The following is a 17,014-nucleotide window of genomic DNA, read 5'->3' as shown; positions in this document are numbered from 1 at the left end:
ATGTCGGCATCACCGCGCGTGGCCTGATCTAGGGTGGCGCCATGGCCGAGGATCAGAGCGCGCCCCAGACGCGATTGCGGGCGACGAGCTACGCGGTGCTGGGCCTGCTGTCGTTCGGTCAGGAACTGTCCGGCTTCGACATGAAGCGCTGGGCCGACTGGAGTCTGAAGTTCTTCTACTGGGCCCCCTCCTACAGCCAGATCTACGGCGAGCTGCACAAACTCGAGGACCTCGGACTGGTCGCCTCGCGACTGGACGAGAACAAGGACACCCAACGCAAGCGTGGTGAGCGCGAGAAGCGGGTCTACCGGATCACGGCCAAGGGTGAGCAGGCCGTCACCGCGTGGACCACCGAGGCCGACCCCGAGCCGGCGGTGCTCAAGCACGGCATCATGCTGCGGGCATGGTTGGGTCATACCGCGGATCCGGCCAAGTTGCGTGAGGTGGTGTTGGCGCACCGCGCGCAGTCCGAACGCATGAGGGTGCTCGCGCTGGATCATGCCGAAGGTGCTGCACCCGTACCGGAGTGGGCGTATCCCGTGGCCGTGCTGAACTGGTCGGCCCAGTACTACGCCGACGAGTGTGCCCGGGCCGACACGCTGCTCGCCGAATTGGACCGACTCGCCGCCCAGCGCAAGCGCAGGGTCAGGCGCAAGAAGCCACCGGACGGTCAGGCCGGCCGGTAGCGCAACATCGTCAACCCGGCCTCCGGGACGTCGTGGAACACCGGCTCCACCCGCATTCCGATTCGGATCCGGTCGGGTTCGACGTCGACCAGCTCGGTGCTGACACGTGGTCCAACGTCCCACTGCACGACCGCGAGGAGCTGGGGCGCACGCCCCGACCACGGCGGACCGGTGGGGCGTTCGGCGACGGTGTAAGTGAACAGCGTTCCGGCCCCGTCGATCTCGCGCCACTGCAGATCGTCGGCCAGGGTGCCCGGCGCCAGGGTCCGTGGGTAGAACACGTACCGGCCCAGCGATGGGGAGTACTGAATCACGATGCGGTGCTCGGTCAGGGCGTGCCAGTACGGGGCCGACACCGGCGTGGGTTCGGGCAGCGGTAGCGGTTCGGACACGTCAGTCGCCTTCCAGGACGAGGGCGACCTGCTCGCTCATGATGCCGCCGGTACCCGTGACGAACGCGACGTCGCAGTCGCGCACCTGCGCTACCGCCGAACGCCCCATCACCTGGCGTGCGGCGTCGACCACGTGGTGCATGCCACCGGCCATCCCGGCCTGCCCGAAGGACAGTTGACCGCCAGCGGTGTTGAGCGGGAAGTTCCCCCTGAACGTGAGGTCGTGGTCGTTGATCCATGTCGCCCCTTGACCCTTGGGGCAGAACCCGGCGTCCTCGAGGCTCATCAACACGGTGATCGTGTAGCAGTCGTAGATGGAGGCGACGTCGACGTCGGCCCGGGTCAGGCCCGACATGTCGAAGGCCCGCTCCGATGACCGCGCCACCGGGGTCACCATCAGATCCTCGGCGTAGGTGGGCGTCTTGAAGGAGATGTGCTCGCCGAATCCCCTGATCCAGACCGGACGGTGCCGGGAGCGGGCCGCGAGCTCGGCGTTGACGATCAGGACGCCCGCGCCGCCCTGTACCCGCATCACGGTCTCGAGCATGTGGATGGGATCGGCGATCACCGGGCTGCTCAACACCTCGTCGATGGTGATCGGCTTGCCGTGGAACACCGCGTCCGGATGCGCGCAGGCGTTGGTGCGTTGATCGACGGCGATCTTCGCCAGCGCGGCGGGGTCGTAACCGTAGGTGGCCGCGTAGCGCTGGGCGATCTGGGCGTAGGGCGCGTTCTGACCGACGTTCCCGTAGGGAATCTCGTACTCCGCCTGCGGTGACCCGTACCTGTTGCTCGACGCCCCGTACCACGCGGGCTCGGTCGGAGGTCGGCGCTGCGACTGCGGGATCGTCGTCGACCCGGGTACGACCGCCAGCACGGCGTCGCAGAAGCCGAGTTCGACGGCCACGGCCGCCCGCCACACCATGCCGGCCGAGGTGGCTCCGCCCAGGTCCACCCGCTCCCCGAAATCGACTGGCATACCGAGGTATTCGCTGAGCGTTGCGGGTGCGAACAGCTCCGACTCCGCGACGCCGTGCGAGATCAGACCGTTGACGTTCGATGCGTCGAGGCCGGCGTCGTCGAGCACCATCGCCGCCAGCGCGGCGTACTGGTCGAGGGTGAACAGCGCGGGCCGGGTCTGCTTGCGCTGCGCCGGCAGTTCGGCGATCCCGACGATGGCCGCCGCCCCGCGCAACCCCGCCCCAGCCGTCACGACGACCCGTCGCGGCGGGGCAGCGCGACCGTCGCCGTGCCGGGCATCAGCAAGGTGTCACCGCGACGCCCGTCGATCTCGAGATCGATCAGGCCGATTCCCTCGTCGATGCGCTTCGCGATCACCGTGCCCCCGAACGTCAACTCCTCGCCGGGATGAGCCACGGCGCGGTTCTGCACCGAGTAGCGGATCAACCGTCCGCGCCCTCCGATCCAGTCGGTCACGGCGCGGGCCAGCAGCGCCGACTGCAATGGTCCCTGCACGAGCACGTCGTCATAACCTTCGACGGACGTGGCCCAGTGCTTGTCGTAGTGGATGCGGTGACCGTTGTAGGTGGCCGCACTGAAGAAGAACATCTGTGTCGCATCGACGGTGACGGCGAGTGGGGTGATCACGTCACCGGGTTCGACGTCCTCGAAGTAGGGCTGGGTCGTCGTCATCCGGGCCTCCTCACGGTCGGGCGATCATCGACGTCGTGGCCTCGGCGAGCAGGTCGCCGTCCTGGTTCCGATAGTCGGTGTGCCACGTCACCAGTACGAATCGTCCTGAGCGACCCTGCTTTTCGACGATCGATTCGATGACGCGCACCATTTCCACGTCGTCCCGGTGGTAGGCGGGGAGGTGAAAGATGGTGGTCTCGCCGCCGGCCATCCGCCGCGGCGCCCGGGGAAACGCCAGGCCACCGGACACGGCCCCGGAGGACCCGTCCGGTCGCAAGCTGTCGAGCGACGCCACGCCAAGCACCGCGTACTGCAGGTAGAGCGGCGGGCAGATCACGTCGGCGTAGCCGTTGGCGCGGGCGTAGTCGGCATCGAACCAGAGCGGGTTGTGGTCCCCGACCGATGCCGCCCAGCGCTGCCATTGCAATCGGTGCACCTCTCCGGTGGCGCGCGCGGCGACGCTCCCGACCCGCGCGGCGGACTCCTCGTCGATCAAGCCCTCATCGCTCACGTGATCACGTCCTCCAGCCAGCTCGCCGCGATGTCAGCGCCACCGCCGAGGGTCGAGAGCACCCTCGCCCGTTCGGAGTACAGGTGCAGGTCCGTATCGACGACATAGCCGATGCCGCCGTGCAATTGGTGCGCGTCGAGGGTGACGGACTTGGCGGCGGTGGCGGCGTGCATGCGGGCCACCGCGGTTTGACGCCGGGCGGGGTGCCCTTCCTCGAGCGCGGACAGCGCCGCCCATGCCGCCAGCCGCGCCGCCGCCACGGCGATGTGCATGTTCGCTACCAGATGCTGCGCGGCCTGGAACGAGGCGATCGGCCGACCGAATTGCCGACGCATGACGGTGTGGTCGACGGTGCGCTGCAACGCCGCCTCGCTGGTGCCGACGAGGTCGAGGCACAGCAGGACCGTCGCCGTATCCGCCAGGCGTTGCAACCGTTCGTCGGTCACCTCGCTACCGTGGCCCGCCATGGTGTGGCCGTCGTCGACCGTGACACCGTCGAAGCACAGCCGCGCTGCGCCACGCGCACCCATCAGCGTCAGCGTCTCGGCGCGCAGCCCCGCGGATTCCCTTGGCACGACGAACACACTGGTGCGACCCGAGGTCGCGTCGCGACCCGATACGACGACCCGGTCCGCCATCTCGGCGTCCAGCACGAAGTCCACGGCCCCGTGCAGTGTCCAGGCATCACCTCGTCGGCGCGCCTCGAGGACCGGTGCCACGATGCCCGCATCGACTGGTGACCACAACGCCGTTGTCGCACTGAGCTTCCCACTGCTGAGCTCGGGTAGCAGAGTGCCGCGCTGGTCGTCGGTGCCAAGTGCCTCCACGACCAGCCCGGCATGGATGGTGCCATGCACGATCGTCGGGCACAGGTGCCGGCCGGCCTCGACGCTGAACGCTCCGAGATCGGCGAGGGTGGCGCCCGAACCCCCGTACCGCTCCGGGAGGCTGAGACCGAGGACGCCCGCGTCGGCCAACGCCGCCCATCGCGCGGACTCCGCAGTGGTCGACAGGAGTCGCCGCAGCATCGACGTGAACTCGCGTTCGTCGTCGTGGGGTATCAGTCGCACGCTCGATCCCTTGCTCTCAACGTCCGTAGGAGGGCATGCCATGCCCCCGCTGGGCGATGACGTCGCGCAGTACCTCGTTGGCGCCGCCTCCGAAGCGCATCAGCGGCGCAGCCCGGTAGAGGCGTTCGAAGACGCCGTCGGCAGGGGCGCCCGCGGTGCGGTGGACCAGCAGGCCATCGGGCCCGAGCAGGTCGATGGCGAGATCGGCGATGCGTTGCCGCAGTTCGCTGGTGAAGATCTTCTCGACGCTCACCTCCACGGTGGGGATCACGCCGGTGTCCAGTAGGGCGGCGGCCTCCAGCCCCATCAGCATCGCCACGTCGACGTCGGCCTCCGCCTGCGCCAGACGACGCCCGAACGCCGGGGTGTCCGTCGGCACCGAGCCGTCGCGCCGCGGTTGCCGCGCCAGCCGCTGCAGATCGTCGAGCGCTCGCCGTAGGTCACCGGCGTTGGTCAGCGCACCGCGTTCCAGGTCCAGTGCGCCGGTGATGTAGGTCCACCCACGATTCTCCTGGCCGATCAGGTTCGCCGCGGGCACCCGCACATCGCGGAAGAACACCTCGTTGGTGCGGTAGCCGGACCACGCCGTCAACGGCCGAACCTCGATGCCCGGGCAGTCCAGTGGCACGATGATCACCGAGATGCCGCGGTGCCGGGGGGCATCGGGATCGGTGCGCACGCACAGCCATTCGTGCGTGCTGCGCTGAGCGCCGCTGTTCCAGATCTTCGACCCGTTGATGACCCAGTAATCGCCGTCGCGCACCGCGCGGGTGCGCAGGCTAGCGAGATCGGTTCCTGCGTCGGGCTCGGAATAGCCGACGGCACAAATGATCTCGCCCTTGGCGATCGGCGCCAGGAACTCCTGCTTGTTCTGCTCGGTGCCGTGCCGGATGATCATCGGCGCCACCGACGTGACCGTGAGATCGGGCCCGGGCACACCGCGATACTCGAACTCCCGCATCAACAGATGCTGGTGCATGGCGTCCAGCCCGAGCCCGCCGTACTCGGTCGGCCAGCTGACCCCGAACCAGCCCTTCTCGCCCACCCGGCGCCGGAATGCCGACACCTCGCCGCCGAGGAGCTCGAGGCCATGTTCGGCGAACTCGGCCTCGAGCGCCGGAGACACGTTGTCGTACAGGAAGGCCCGGATCTCGTCGACCCACTCGCGTTGAGCACGGTTCAGGCCGACGTCCACGAGCGCCGAGCCTATCCGGGTCTGCGGACGATGTGGTCTATTTCGAACAGAAAGAGTTCGAGTCCGAGGTTTGACGCTTCCGCCCATTGGGTATCACCCGCCGAACGGAGACGGAGGACCATGGCCTTTAGTTCGTACGATCAACGAAGCCCGGCGGTGGCGACGGTATCCACGCTCCACGGTATGTCCGCCGCGACGACGGGGCGCGGGCTCACGGCGGTCTTCCAACCCATCGTCTCGCTACCGGACGAAGTCGTCATCGGTTATGAAGCGCTCTCGCGCTGGACCGGTTCCATCGCCAGCGACCCCACCGCCGTCTTCGACAGGGCCCGGGCCAACGGCCGCCTCCAGGCGCTCGACCAACTCTGCATCGACACCGCCATCGACACGGCCGCCGGCCACCTGCTCGGCACCGGAGCCATGTTGTCGATCAACTGCGAGGCGTCGACGACCTATCACGGCCGGTCGGCCGACGAGGTCAAGGACCGCTCAGGCAACCAACTCGCCGTGATGTTCGAATTCACCGAACGTGGTCTACTCGCCCACCCCCGCGCCCTCCTGCGCAAGGTCGTCGAACTCCGAGACCGGGGTTTCCTCATCTCCCTGGACGACGTTGGAGCCCATCCCGACTCCCTGGCGCTGCTCGACGTCGTTCGCCCCGACGTCGTCAAACTGGATCTGCGGCTGGTGCAGGCCCAACCGCGCTACACCCAGGCCCGCACGCTGGCCGCGGTGCTCGCACACGAAGAACGAACGGGCGCCATCATTCTCGCCGAGGGCATCGAGAACGACGAGCACCTCGAGCAGGCCTTGGCCCTGGGCGCCAGCCTCGGTCAGGGATACCGCTTCGGCCACCCGGAACCGCTGATGCGCACGGCCCCAGGAGCATCGTCGTGGAGTGCGCCCCCGCAACGATGCGACGTCGACCCAGGCTCGCCGTTCGATCTGGTCGCAGCCAGGACCCCGGTCCGGACTGCCCGCAAGGCCACGCTGACGGCCTTCTCGCGCCAGATCGAGAGCACGGTGAAGCACGCCACCGAGACACCCCTCGTGTTCACCGCACTCCAGGACGTAAGCAACTACACGGGAGTCACCGCTCGCCGCTATCGGCAGCTGGCCGGCAGCTGCCCGCTGGTCGCGGTGTTCGGCCGTCAGATGCCGGTCGACCTCGGCCACGGCGTCCGCGGGGTCCACCTCGCCCCCGAGGATCCGCTGTGCCAGGAGTGGACGGTCCTCGCCCTTGGCGCTCACACCTCCGTCGCGCTGATCGCGCGGGAGCGCCTCGTCGACGGCGAGGACGTGAACTCGGACGCCGATCGACGGTTCGACTTCGTGATGACACACGACCGCAGCCTGGTCACCCGAGCGGCCCGCAACCTGCTCGTACGTATTCCCTAGCCCGCGGACCAGTCCAAGCCCTGAGCGGTGACGAATCCATCGATAGCAGTGATGGAACCTCGTTCGTAGGAGCAATGTCGCGGTCATGTCCCTGAACACAGTCACCAACGATGAGTTGGTCGTCCTCCTCGACGACGCAGGTCAGAGGATCGGGACGGCCCCCAAGTCGGAGATTCACGACGGCTCGACCCCGCTGCACTTCGCCTTCTCGTGCTACCTGTTCGACGATGCCGGCCGGGTGCTGCTGACCCGGCGCGCACTGGACAAGCGGGCCTTCCCCGGCGTGTGGACCAATTCGTTCTGCGGCCATCCCGCACCCGAGGAACCCGTGGAGGAGGCGGTCGTGCGTCGGGCCCGCAAGGAATTGGGCGTCGACATCGTCGACCTGTCCTGCGTGCTGCCCGATTTCCGCTATCGGGCGGCCGATGCGCACGGCGTCGTGGAGAACGAAGTGTGCCCGGTGTTCTCCGCGCGCGCCGCGGGACCGGTGGACGCCGACCCCGCGGAGGTCATGGACTCCACCTGGGTGCCGTGGGATCAGCTGCGCAGCGCCGTCCGAATCCCGTGGGCGATCAGTCCGTGGGCGGTCGAACAGGTTCCCCTACTGGATGCCGCGGGCATCACCCGATAGGGCTGGACCTCAGCTCGTACAGCCGCTCGGCGTACTCCAGATCGTCACGCCACAAGCGCGTGGCCGACATTCGCATCAGCGGCCGGATCAGCGGCGCAACCGCCATCCCCTTGCTGAAGTTCTGGCGATCGGAGTGCGCGATGGTGGCCTCGACGACCGCGGTCCGCGGTCTCCCGTCCCGATCCAAACCCACTGGCGTGGCATGGGTTTCGACCACACTGCCCTGACCTTCGCCCTCGATGATGTGCATGACGACCGTGCGTGGGCCGGGAGCCGTGAACTCGGCGATCACCGGTATCCCGAGCCGACCGATTCGGAACGTCACCGCGACGAGGAAGCGGTCGAGTTCGTCGGGTAGATGGTCGTCGGCGGCGGGGGCGCTGAGCACCTCCAGCTGAGCGAACGAATGGGGGTGAAACCACGCGCCGTGCCACGGATCCAGCCGGTTGGCCACGACGTCCCTGGGCTCACAGACGCCCTCCAGCCGGGTCACGGCCGCCAACTGCGGGGACCCCGGCCGCACCGAGAGGATGGGCGCGTCGGTCGGGGTCTCGCCTCCCGCATCATCCAACCGCACCCAGCACAGGACGCCGTCGTCGTGACTCGGGAACGGCTTCCACGCGCCGTGCCGCCGGTCCGACAGTCGAAGACCGTGCCACGGGCACACCAGCGTCCCGCAGTCCACGGGCGCGGTGGCCAGGTCGGCGCCCAGATGCGGACACGCGCGCGGCGCCACCAGCAGCTGGCCGTCGGCTCCCCGCCACGCGACCAGTTGCACCCCGGCGACGCTGGTCCCGGCGCTCTTGGCGCCGACCTTCGAACTCTCCGCGAAGGGGTACCAGTTGCCGGTCGGACGGCGTTGCGCACGCTGCAGCGCGGCCTGGATCACGGCGGGGCTGGCGTCACCGTAGCTGGGCTTCTGCGCCGCCCAGTCGAGCTTCGGAAGCACCTGGAAGGGCCAGGCCTTGGCGGCGCCGGCGCGAATTTCGTCGAATGCGCTCATCTCGAGTCGTCATTCTTCTTCCGTGTTGCCAGTCGGCGCAACACTGCCGACCGGCCATGGTTGGGGACGGTGTGCACCGGATGCCCCGCGAGCCCGAACTCCCCGAGCAGACGGTTGGCCGCGAGCAGGCCCGTGGTGGCCGCGCGCTCCATCAGCGCCACGGGTAGGTCGACGCGAATGCCGTCGCCTGCCAGCACCACCCGCCGGTCCGGCGTCTGCACCGTGGGGCGTCGCGCGAAGTCGCCGGGGGCGAACCGCGGACAGTCGCCGCGGCGTAACAGCCGCTCCTCGAGGATCGTCGCGCCGCTGGTCTCGGGATACAGCTCGTGCATCCGCGCCACCAGGGCGTCACGGACGACCTCGTCGGGGTCGGTCACCGAGTACGCATGCAGTTCGACGACCGACCCGCCGGTCCGGGCGGCCCACACCGCCGCCTCTCGTTCGTATCTCTCGAGCACGCTGACATTGTCCAACGGCGGACGGCCTCCCGTCCCGATGAACGCGGCCCGATCGGCCCGCACCGGGCGGTCCAGCCACAACCTCAGCACGACGAACGGTGGTGCGGTGCCCAGATCCGCCACCTGCTCCCGCCATGGCGCGTCACCGAGGTCCGGCGAGCCGGCGACGATGTGCGCAAGCCCGGCCACGTCGGTGGCGAGCACCACCGCGTCGGCGACGAACTCCGCGTCCGCGCCGCAGGACACCCTGACGTCGGAGCCCGTCGAGACGGTCTCGGCGGAGAGCCCGGTGTGGAATGCAACGCCGTTGCCCTCCAAGTACTTTCGCAGCGGATTCCACAGTGCGACGTCGAAGTTCTGGTTCGCGACGTCGAAGATCAAGCCCTCGCTGGAACCGAGGAAGTAGATGTGGAACATCGTGACCAGTTCGGCCGCCGAGAGGTACGCCGGCTTGGCGAAGAAGCTGCGGGCGAACACCTCGAACGCCAGATGCTGCGCGGCCGCGGGGAAGTTTATGTCCTGCAGGAACGATTCGGCGTCTTGGCCGTCGAGGTCGTGGTAGGTCTGCGGGACCGATGCGGTCGCCAGTGGCGCGGCTGCCTTGGCGTCGATCCGCACCAGGTCGCGCATCCGAAAGGTGGGACTTCGCAACGCGAATGCCAGGGCATTCAGCGGAGGAGTGCGCGGCAGTCCGCGGAACGTGTCGAGCCGTCCCAGCGCGTCGATCAACGGATAGTCCTCGACGGGAGTCAGCCCCGAAAGATGGGGATCTGCCCGGCGCAGCAGGCTGCGCAGGTTGTAGTACTGGCGGAAGAACGCATGGAAGCCGCGGTTCATCGCCGTCACCGAGCCGTCGGCCAGCACGTCGGGCCATCCACCCACGCGTCCACCGAGGTAGTCCCGCGCCTCCAGGACCTCGACCCTCACCCCACGCTCGCAGAGCCCCGCCGCGGCCGCCAGACCGGCGATTCCGGCCCCGACGACGACGACGCGCGGTACCCGTTCCAAGGCGCTCACATCGGTGAATCCTGGTGCTGCGGGCAGCGTTACACGCAAACGGTCGGTCGGGCTGATCACTGCTCGGCTACTTCCTCGGGGGGTCGTCGACGCTCCCACAACAGCAGGACCGCAGTCACCATCGCGAAGCCGAAGAGGAAGTCCTCGATGGGGATGTCGAAGGGAAAGCGGACACCGGAGGTGTGCCGCTCGTCGTAGAGCACGATGGGCGCGCTCAGCTTGGTCAGCCAGCCGTCGACCGGGATCTGGAAACCCGTGACGATGACCATCGAGATCCAGTACGCCCGACGCCGGAACAGCCCCGTGTGCAGCACGCGCAATTCCAGCACCACCACCGCAACGACGGCGATCACCGCCGGAAGCGTGTAGCCAAGACCGATCATCGCTGTTTGGCCTTCACCCGCCAGCGATCGAGCACCTGCAGCATGTTGTCGACGGCCGAATAGGTCAACACCCCGCACACCGGGATGACCACGAAGAACAGCAGTTCCTCGAGCGGTAGCTCGCCGGGCGCGATCAGCCCCAGGAGGTAGCGCGGGTTGTACCACCACACGTCGGCGGCCACCGCGATGGCGTCCCAGATCAGGAAGACCAGCGCGACCGGCAGAACGGAGGTGATCAGACGCCGCGGCTGGCGGTAGACGCCCTTGCCATAGCGCTCCAACGGCAGGGTGCAGAGCAGGCACGCCGCCAGAACCAGCAGGTACTGCCAGCGGTCCACACTCACCTACTTCCGTGGCGCAGTCGCGCACCCCATGCCCTTGCGATGCCGGCCCCCGCCACCGTGATGCGCCGGACCTTACCGACCGTGGCTCGCTGCGTGAAGATCTCGAAGTCGATCTCCTCGATCCGGTCCAGAATCCCCGAATACAACGTCAACGCCACGTCGACGCAGGGCCGCGACGCCGGTATCAGCTTGTCGATGCCCAGCCGTGCCTGGCCGTAGACCGAGCGCGCGATCGCGTGCTGCTCCATCAGAGCGCTTCGCACGCGGGCATCGGTACGTCGGTTGCTCTGACACCAGGTCAGGACGTCGCGGTCGACGCCGTGAGCGGAGAGTTCGTCGGCGGGCAGGTAGACCCGGCCCCGCCGCAGGTCCTCATCGACATCCCGCAGGAAGTTGGTCAGCTGAAACGCCGTGCCGAGGGCGGCGGCGTGGGGCGCCGCCTCTTCGCGCGGACCGACCGTGCCCAGGATCGGCAGCAGTTGCAGCCCGATCACCTCGGCTGACCCGTACATGTAGCGCTGCAGCGCGGCGCGGTCCGGATAGTCGGTGACGGTCAGATCCATCCGCATGGAGGCTAGGAAGTCGTCGAAGAGGTCCCACCCGATGTCGTACTTGCGCGCGGTGTCGACGACGGCGATCAACGTGGGATCGGCACCGCAGGGTCGCCCCTCCACCAGGCTGTCGAACAGCTGGGTGGAGAACTTCTGCAGTTGCTCGGCGCGCTGCTCGTGGTCGCGGGTGTCGAAGTCGTCGAGGATGTCGTCGGCCCGTCGGGCGAACCCGTACAGGGCGTGGACGGCGGGGCGCTGACTAGGCGCGAGCAGTCGGGTGGCGGCGAAGAAGGTCTTGCCGTGTTGGGCGTTGATCTCGCGGCACTGCCGGTACGCCTGACGCAATGACGGCTCCCGCACCCCGGCCGCATCGAGTTCAGAACCGATCATCGCTGATATGCCTCCTGGCTCGGGCGCGCGACCGACGCTCCGGTGATCCGATCCGCGGCCAGCCGGCCGGACATCACTGCGGTGGGAACGCCGACCCCGGGCACCGTCGACGATCCCGCCAGGATCACGTTGTCGATACCGCGCACGGTGTTGGCCGGTCGGAACGGGCCGGTCTGGGCGAAGGTGTGAGCCAACGCGAAGGGCGTACCGGCCAACATGCCCTGGCGGCCCCAGTCGGCGGGCGTCACCACCGACAACACCTCCATCTCACCATCGAGCTGAGGGAGCCGGGTCTTGACCGCGTCGAGCATGGACTCCACGTACGTCGACGACGTGGCGTCCCAATCCACCGTGCCCACCTCGGTATTCGGTGCCGGTGCCAGGACGTAGAGCAGATCGCGCCCCGGCGGGGCGAGGCTGGCATCGCTGGCGGTGGGTCGCGTCACCAGCAGCGACGGGTCCCCCATGACGCGTCCGTCGGTGATGATGTCGCGGAAGGTCTGCTTCCAGGCGTCCCCGAACACGATGGTGTGGTGGCCGATTCGGTCGTCGACCGCGGGGCAGCCGACCTGTGCGACGACGGCCGATGGCGCCGGACGCAGGCGCAGCAGGCGACGCGGCGTGTGGTCGAGCAGCCGGTAGGTGTCGGGGAGTTCGGTCGTGAGCACCACGGCGTCGCTTGCCACGCGATGCCCCTGGTCGGTCACCACGGCGGTCACCCGAGACCCGGTGCGTTCTAGCTTGGAAACCGTTGCGCCGTAAATGAATTCGACACCGGCATCGGCGGCCGCGGCAGCCATCGCGTCGGGCAGGGCCCGCATGCCCCCGCGCGGGAAGTAGACCCCGGCGATGGTGTCCATGTAGGCGATCACCGCGTACACCGCCAACGCGCTCTGCGGGGGCACACCCGCGTAGAGCGCCTGGAAGGTGAAGACGCGAAGCAGTCGCTCGTCGCTCAGGAATTTGCTGATCACGTTCTCCCAGCGGCGGAAACCACCCATCGCCAGGAGCTTGCCCAGCTGTGGGGTCAGCAGGGACAGTGGCGAGTCGAAGTTGGCGCCGATGAAACCGTCGAACTCGGTCTCGTACAGCTTCGTCAGCCAGGCCCGCATCTGAAGGTAGGCGTCGGCCTCCGGCCGCCCGGCGAACCGCTCGATCTCGGCGAACATCGCCGTCGGCTCGGTGTGAACCTTCAGCGCGCTTCCGTCGGCGAACAGCGCGTCGTACGCGGGATGAACCGACAGCAGCTCGACGCGATCGACCAGCTTTTCGCCGAGGGCGGCGAAGGCGTCGTCGATGATGTCGGGCATCGTGAGCACCGTCGGTCCGGTGTCGAGTCGGTAGCCTCCAATGTCCGCCCGGCCGACGCGGCCGCCGGGATGGTCACCCCGTTCCACCACGGTGACGTGGCATCCGCGTCCGGCGAGCTGCATGGCCGCCGACAACCCGGACAGACCGGCTCCGACGACGACGACGCGATCGGTTCTTCCCTTGACGGTGCGCATCATGCGGCCCTTTCAGTGCAGTAGACGGCCATGTCTTCGAGTGCGGTGCGGGTCGTCGGCGAGATGCCGGCGTGGGCGAGACACTCCACGGCCTGCGTGAGACGCTCGTCGATGCGGTGCTCGATCCACTCCAGGGCACCGCTGGCGATGATGAGGGACTGCCAATGCTCGGCGTCGGCGGGGGTGAGCGCCGGGCTGCTCATCAGGTCGGCGAGTTGGCGGCGCAGCCCGCTGTCGGCCAGTTGATGGGCGGCGACGACCACGCTGGTCGCCTTCTGCGCCACCAGGTCGGTGCCCACGGACTTGCCGGTCACATCCGGGGAGCCGATCACTCCCAGGACGTCATCGCGCAGCTGGAACGCTTCGCCGATGGCGGCGCCATACCCGCCGAGTGCGTCGATGACCTCCGGCGCACATCCGGCCATGGCTGCTCCGATCTCCAACGGGCGTCGAACGGTGTAGTTACCCGATTTTCTCCGCAGCACGTCGAGCACCTCGTCGAACGAGGGAAACGACTGCGCATCGTTGTTCAAATCAGCGAGCTGACCGACCGCCAACTCAACGCGCATGTCGTCGTAGCCTGGCCGCACCCGGGCCAGCGCCTCGGCGCCGATACCGCTCTCCCGGAGCATCTTCGCCGCCCACACCAGGCAGAGATCGGCCAGCAGCACGGCCGCCGACTCGCCGAATCGCGTCGACGAGCCGGTCAACCGCCGGTCCCGATGCCACCGTTCGAATGCGACGTGGGCCGAGGGACGGCCGCGCCGCAGCGCCGACTCGTCCATGACGTCGTCCTGGATGAGGGCGAAGGCGTGCAACAGCTCGAGGCTGGCCGACGCGCGCAACGCCGCCTCGTCGTCCGATGCACCGCACAGCCAGCCCACGTACATGAACGTCGACCGCACGTACTTGCCACCGTCGACGAATTGACTCAGCACGTCGCCCGCGACCTCGACGTTCGACTCACCGAGCTCCGCAAGGCATCGGGTGGTCACGAAGTCGGATAGGTGGGCGCCCACCCTCGCGCGGACGCCGGCGCGCCAGTCGCCCGAGGTGACGCGGACCGGGCCGCGGTGCGCGCGTCGGTGCGGCCGCGGTGACGCCAGCGCGTTCGCGGCACGGTCGCTGCCGCTCAACGGACACCTCCGGTCACGCTCACCGACGACACCTCGGCGGCTCGATCCGTCATGTCCCCCAACGCAGCGCTCCTCGGTCCCTGATAGTCGATCCGATCAGCATGTCGTACGGCATTCGGAGCCCGCAGCGGTTGGGTTGGGTTGACTTCCGCGTCAGTTTTCGACTCGGCCCGGTAGCCGGTCATGACCGCACCGCGGATTCGGTGAGCCCCACCCGCTCATGAAGGCGGCGGAGCGGTCGGGGCGCCCACCAGTTCCAGCGCCCGAGGAAGTGCATGAAGGCCGGTACCAGGACCATCCGTACCAGGGTGGCGTCGACCAGGACGGCCAACGTCAGACCAACCCCGAACATCCGCATGAACGATACTTGGGCAGCGATCAACGCAGCGAACGAGATGGACATCACCAGGGCGGCGGCGGTGACCACCCGCCCGGTACGTGCCAGACCGCGCGCCACGCTCTCGTCGTTGTCCGCCCGGGTGCGCCCGCTCGCCAGCCAGAATTCGCGGATGCGCGAGATCAGGAAGACCTCGTAGTCCATCGACAATCCGAAGGCGACGCAGAAGAGCAGCACCGGCATGTTCGCGACCAGCGTTCCGGTCGGCGTGGTTCCCATCGCGGCCAGGTGACCGTCCTGGAAGATCCACACGAGCGCACCGAAGGCGGCCGTGAGCGACAGCACGTTCAAGACCAGGGCCTTGGCCGGGAGCACCACACTGCCGGTCAATAGGAACAGCAGCACGAAGGTCACCACCGCGATGATGATCAACACCACCGGCAAACGTGAGGTGATCGCCTCGACGCTGTCGCGGTTGACCTGCGCCATGCCGGCGAACTCCACGGCCCGATCACCCGGGGTGGCCACCGCGTGCAGGGCATCGAGTTGGGTCTCCGAGGCCGGTGAGAACAGCTGCGCGTTGGTCCCGACGGTGAGGAACGCGCCGCGATCGGTCATCCGGGCGACCCCGGTCGGCGGGCCTACCCGGATTCCGTCGGAGAACATGCCCGACGGCGCGGTGACGGCCACGACGTCGTCCACGGTCGACAGCCGGGCGGCGTAACCGTCGAGGTCGGCCGCGGTCAGCCCGGTGACGTCGGGTAGCACGATCGTCACGGCCGAATCGGAGTTCTCCTCGAAACCGTCCCGCATCCGGTCACCGACCTCGCGGGCGGACGACGAGTCCGGAAGCACCCGATCGTCGGGGAAGCCCCACTTGATGCCCAGGAAGGGCAGGCCGAGCAGGAGGAGGACGGCCGAGCCCGTCACGCCAAAGACCAGCGCCCGCCGCATGACCAGTGTCGTCCACCGGTACCAGAACATCTCCTGCACCGGGGTGACCACCGGATCCCCGCGACGCAGCAGGCGTCGCATGGCCTGGCGCACGTCGTACGCGTCGAGCCGCGGTCCCAGCAGAACGATCGCCGCCGGGGTGATGACCAGCGCGGCCACCGCGCACAGTGCCACCGTCGCGATGCCCGCGTAGGCGAACGACTTGAGGAAGTACATCGGGAAGATCACCATCGCCGCCATCGACAGCGCGACCGTCGTCGCCGAGAACACCACGGTGCGCCCTGCGGTGAGCATGGTTCGCAGCAGCGCCTCGTTGCGCCCGACGCCCTCGGCCAGCTCGTCGCGATAACGGCTGATGATGAGCAGCGTGTAGTCGATGGCGAGCGCGAGACCGAGGGCCGTCGACAGATTCAGCGCGAAGATCGACACGTCCGTGACCGTGGCGAGCAGTCGCAGAATCGCCAGCGATCCGACGACCGCCAGGCCGCCGACCACCATCGGCAGCGCCGCCGCCAGCACCCCTCCGAAGACCCAGACGAGCACGGCGAAGCTGATCGGCAACGCAATCGACTCCATTATCAAGAGGTCGCGCTGCGTCTGTGACGTGATCTGGGCGTACACCATGGCCGAGCCACCGGTCGACAGCGATACGCCGGGGTGCGCTGGAGCCACCACCTCAGACACCATGTCGGCAAGGGCTTCCGCGCGCCCGGGCCCTTCCTGCTCGCCTCCGGAGACTCCCGCCACGATGAGCCCCGACCTGCCGTCGGTGCTGATCAGTTCCGCGGCCGCCGACGGCGGCACCGTCCACGCCGACACGAGCCCCACCACGTCCGGTGACCTCTCGAGACGGTCGACGACGTCCAGTCCCGCAGCACGGGCGGCAGACCCGTCGACGCCGTCGGGTGAGGTCACCATGACGATCATCTGCACCGCAGGCTGCCCGAACTCGTCGGCGAGCATCTGCGCGGCACGCGACGATTCGGCGGTCGGATCCTGAAAACCCCCCGCCAACAAGCTGTTTGCGGCCGGGATGCCGAAGACGGCGGCGGCCACCATCACCAGCGCGGCGACGCCGAGAACGCGGCGGGGCGCGTCGATGGCCAGCAACGCGATCCGTTGCAGCACGGGCGGCCTCCCTCGGACGGCGGTCGCGCGACGACGGGTTCGTGCCGCACGGCTTCTGCGCGGCCGGTCGCCGGCGTTCGTCGCCATGGTGCCTCATCAGTTCCGTCACTCCGTCCGAGACGGCCGCCTGGCTACCTCGTCGACCCCGATTCGGCGGTCTCCGCGGCGCGGGCCGGAACGCGACGGCACCGTCGAACGCCGCGTTCCAGCCGACCGGCGGCCACTCCGCCCGATGTTCCGTCAAAAGAACTGTGAAGCAACCTTTTTCGAAG

Annotated in this window: 17 protein-coding genes; 3 read left to right on the top strand and 14 right to left on the bottom strand. The window is 68.4% G+C overall.

Features of this window, described 5'->3' with window-relative positions:
• Positions 1-41: 41 nt before the first annotated feature.
• Entirely contained in the window at positions 42-686 is a 645-nt protein-coding gene (locus tag QUE68_RS08955) for a PadR family transcriptional regulator (RefSeq protein WP_284225634.1), read from the top strand.
• On the opposite strand, the gene QUE68_RS08950 is transcribed toward QUE68_RS08955, so the two are convergent.
• From QUE68_RS08950 to QUE68_RS08925, 6 genes are read right to left on the bottom strand one after another with little or no spacing between them, the layout of a single operon-like run.
• Positions 671-1,078, bottom strand: coding sequence for a Zn-ribbon domain-containing OB-fold protein (locus tag QUE68_RS08950; protein WP_284225633.1), 408 nt, complete (start codon positions 1,076-1,078; stop codon positions 671-673). The two genes, QUE68_RS08955 and QUE68_RS08950, sit on opposite strands and share 16 nt — an antisense overlap.
• 1 nt (position 1,079) lies before the next feature.
• Entirely contained in the window at positions 1,080-2,291 is a 1,212-nt protein-coding gene (locus QUE68_RS08945) for a thiolase family protein (protein WP_284233647.1), read from the bottom strand.
• Positions 2,288-2,731 carry a hotdog family protein gene (locus tag QUE68_RS08940; RefSeq protein WP_284225631.1) on the bottom strand — a complete coding sequence of 148 codons (444 nt, stop codon included), beginning with the start codon at positions 2,729-2,731 and terminating at the stop codon, positions 2,288-2,290. Before QUE68_RS08940 ends, QUE68_RS08945 begins: the two co-directional genes overlap by 4 nt.
• Before the next feature lie 10 nt (positions 2,732-2,741).
• The gene (locus QUE68_RS08935) at positions 2,742-3,242 is read right to left on the bottom strand and encodes a MaoC family dehydratase (RefSeq protein WP_284233645.1); all 501 of its coding nucleotides are present in this window, start codon (positions 3,240-3,242) and stop codon (positions 2,742-2,744) included.
• A complete protein-coding gene (locus QUE68_RS08930) occupies positions 3,239-4,312 on the bottom strand; it encodes an acyl-CoA dehydrogenase family protein (RefSeq protein WP_284233643.1) in 1,074 nt (357 codons plus the stop codon). Before QUE68_RS08930 ends, QUE68_RS08935 begins: the two co-directional genes overlap by 4 nt.
• A gap of 16 nt (positions 4,313-4,328) precedes the next feature.
• Positions 4,329-5,507, bottom strand: a complete 1,179-nt coding sequence (locus QUE68_RS08925; RefSeq protein ID WP_284233641.1) for an acyl-CoA dehydrogenase family protein — start codon at positions 5,505-5,507, stop codon at positions 4,329-4,331.
• 183 nt (positions 5,508-5,690) lie between these two features.
• On the opposite strand from QUE68_RS08925, the gene QUE68_RS08920 reads away from it, so the two are divergent.
• Together QUE68_RS08920 and idi are read left to right on the top strand one after the other, a co-directional pair.
• Positions 5,691-6,905, top strand: a complete 1,215-nt coding sequence (locus tag QUE68_RS08920; protein WP_284225627.1) for a sensor domain-containing phosphodiesterase — start codon at positions 5,691-5,693, stop codon at positions 6,903-6,905.
• Positions 6,906-6,990: 85 nt separating this feature from the next.
• Complete coding sequence (gene idi, locus QUE68_RS08915) at positions 6,991-7,536, top strand: isopentenyl-diphosphate Delta-isomerase (RefSeq protein ID WP_284225626.1); 546 nt, start codon at positions 6,991-6,993, stop codon at positions 7,534-7,536.
• Here idi and QUE68_RS08910 read toward each other — a convergent pair.
• From QUE68_RS08910 to QUE68_RS08875, 8 genes are all read right to left on the bottom strand, one after another.
• Positions 7,526-8,539 carry a DUF5914 domain-containing protein gene (locus QUE68_RS08910; protein WP_284233639.1) on the bottom strand — a complete coding sequence of 338 codons (1,014 nt, stop codon included), beginning with the start codon at positions 8,537-8,539 and terminating at the stop codon, positions 7,526-7,528. The two genes, idi and QUE68_RS08910, sit on opposite strands and share 11 nt — an antisense overlap.
• A complete protein-coding gene (locus tag QUE68_RS08905; RefSeq protein ID WP_284233637.1) occupies positions 8,536-10,014 on the bottom strand; it encodes an FAD-dependent oxidoreductase in 1,479 nt (492 codons plus the stop codon). The genes QUE68_RS08910 and QUE68_RS08905 overlap by 4 nt, the downstream gene beginning before the upstream one ends.
• Before the next feature lie 56 nt (positions 10,015-10,070).
• Positions 10,071-10,397, bottom strand: coding sequence for a lycopene cyclase domain-containing protein (locus tag QUE68_RS08900; RefSeq protein WP_284225623.1), 327 nt, complete (start codon positions 10,395-10,397; stop codon positions 10,071-10,073).
• A complete protein-coding gene (locus tag QUE68_RS08895) occupies positions 10,394-10,735 on the bottom strand; it encodes a lycopene cyclase domain-containing protein (RefSeq protein ID WP_284230792.1) in 342 nt (113 codons plus the stop codon). The genes QUE68_RS08900 and QUE68_RS08895 overlap by 4 nt, the downstream gene beginning before the upstream one ends.
• 2 nt (positions 10,736-10,737) lie before the next feature.
• Entirely contained in the window at positions 10,738-11,682 is a 945-nt protein-coding gene (locus tag QUE68_RS08890; RefSeq protein WP_284225622.1) for a phytoene/squalene synthase family protein, read from the bottom strand.
• Positions 11,679-13,187 carry a phytoene desaturase family protein gene (gene crtI, locus QUE68_RS08885; protein WP_284233635.1) on the bottom strand — a complete coding sequence of 503 codons (1,509 nt, stop codon included), beginning with the start codon at positions 13,185-13,187 and terminating at the stop codon, positions 11,679-11,681. Before crtI ends, QUE68_RS08890 begins: the two co-directional genes overlap by 4 nt.
• Positions 13,187-14,323 carry a polyprenyl synthetase family protein gene (locus tag QUE68_RS08880; RefSeq protein ID WP_454786240.1) on the bottom strand — a complete coding sequence of 379 codons (1,137 nt, stop codon included), beginning with the start codon at positions 14,321-14,323 and terminating at the stop codon, positions 13,187-13,189. The genes crtI and QUE68_RS08880 overlap by 1 nt, the downstream gene beginning before the upstream one ends.
• Positions 14,324-14,504: 181 nt before the next feature.
• Positions 14,505-16,742, bottom strand: a complete 2,238-nt coding sequence (locus QUE68_RS08875; RefSeq protein ID WP_284233633.1) for an MMPL family transporter — start codon at positions 16,740-16,742, stop codon at positions 14,505-14,507.
• Positions 16,743-17,014 lie beyond the last annotated feature (272 nt).

Origin of the sequence: Mycolicibacterium sp. TUM20985 (genome assembly GCF_030295745.1) — a bacterium.
GTDB lineage: Bacteria > Actinomycetota > Actinomycetes > Mycobacteriales > Mycobacteriaceae > Mycobacterium.
The sequence above is the reverse complement of the archived record's forward strand: the minus strand, read 5'-3'. Positions and strand labels throughout refer to the sequence as shown.

Excerpts from the sequence above, each read along its gene's own strand:
- QUE68_RS08955 (WP_284225634.1), top strand. The coding sequence starts at position 42 with ATGGCCGAGGATCAGAGCGCGCCCCAGACGCGATTGCGGGCGACGAGC.
- QUE68_RS08920 (WP_284225627.1), top strand. The coding sequence starts at position 5,691 with ATGTCCGCCGCGACGACGGGGCGCGGGCTCACGGCGGTCTTCCAACCC.
- QUE68_RS08890 (WP_284225622.1), bottom strand. The coding sequence starts at position 11,682 with ATGATCGGTTCTGAACTCGATGCGGCCGGGGTGCGGGAGCCGTCATTG.
- QUE68_RS08900 (WP_284225623.1), bottom strand. The coding sequence starts at position 10,397 with ATGATCGGTCTTGGCTACACGCTTCCGGCGGTGATCGCCGTCGTTGCG.
- QUE68_RS08940 (WP_284225631.1), bottom strand. The coding sequence starts at position 2,731 with ATGACGACGACCCAGCCCTACTTCGAGGACGTCGAACCCGGTGACGTG.
- crtI (WP_284233635.1), bottom strand. The coding sequence starts at position 13,187 with ATGCGCACCGTCAAGGGAAGAACCGATCGCGTCGTCGTCGTCGGAGCC.
- QUE68_RS08910 (WP_284233639.1), bottom strand. The coding sequence starts at position 8,539 with ATGAGCGCATTCGACGAAATTCGCGCCGGCGCCGCCAAGGCCTGGCCC.
- idi (WP_284225626.1), top strand. The coding sequence starts at position 6,991 with ATGTCCCTGAACACAGTCACCAACGATGAGTTGGTCGTCCTCCTCGAC.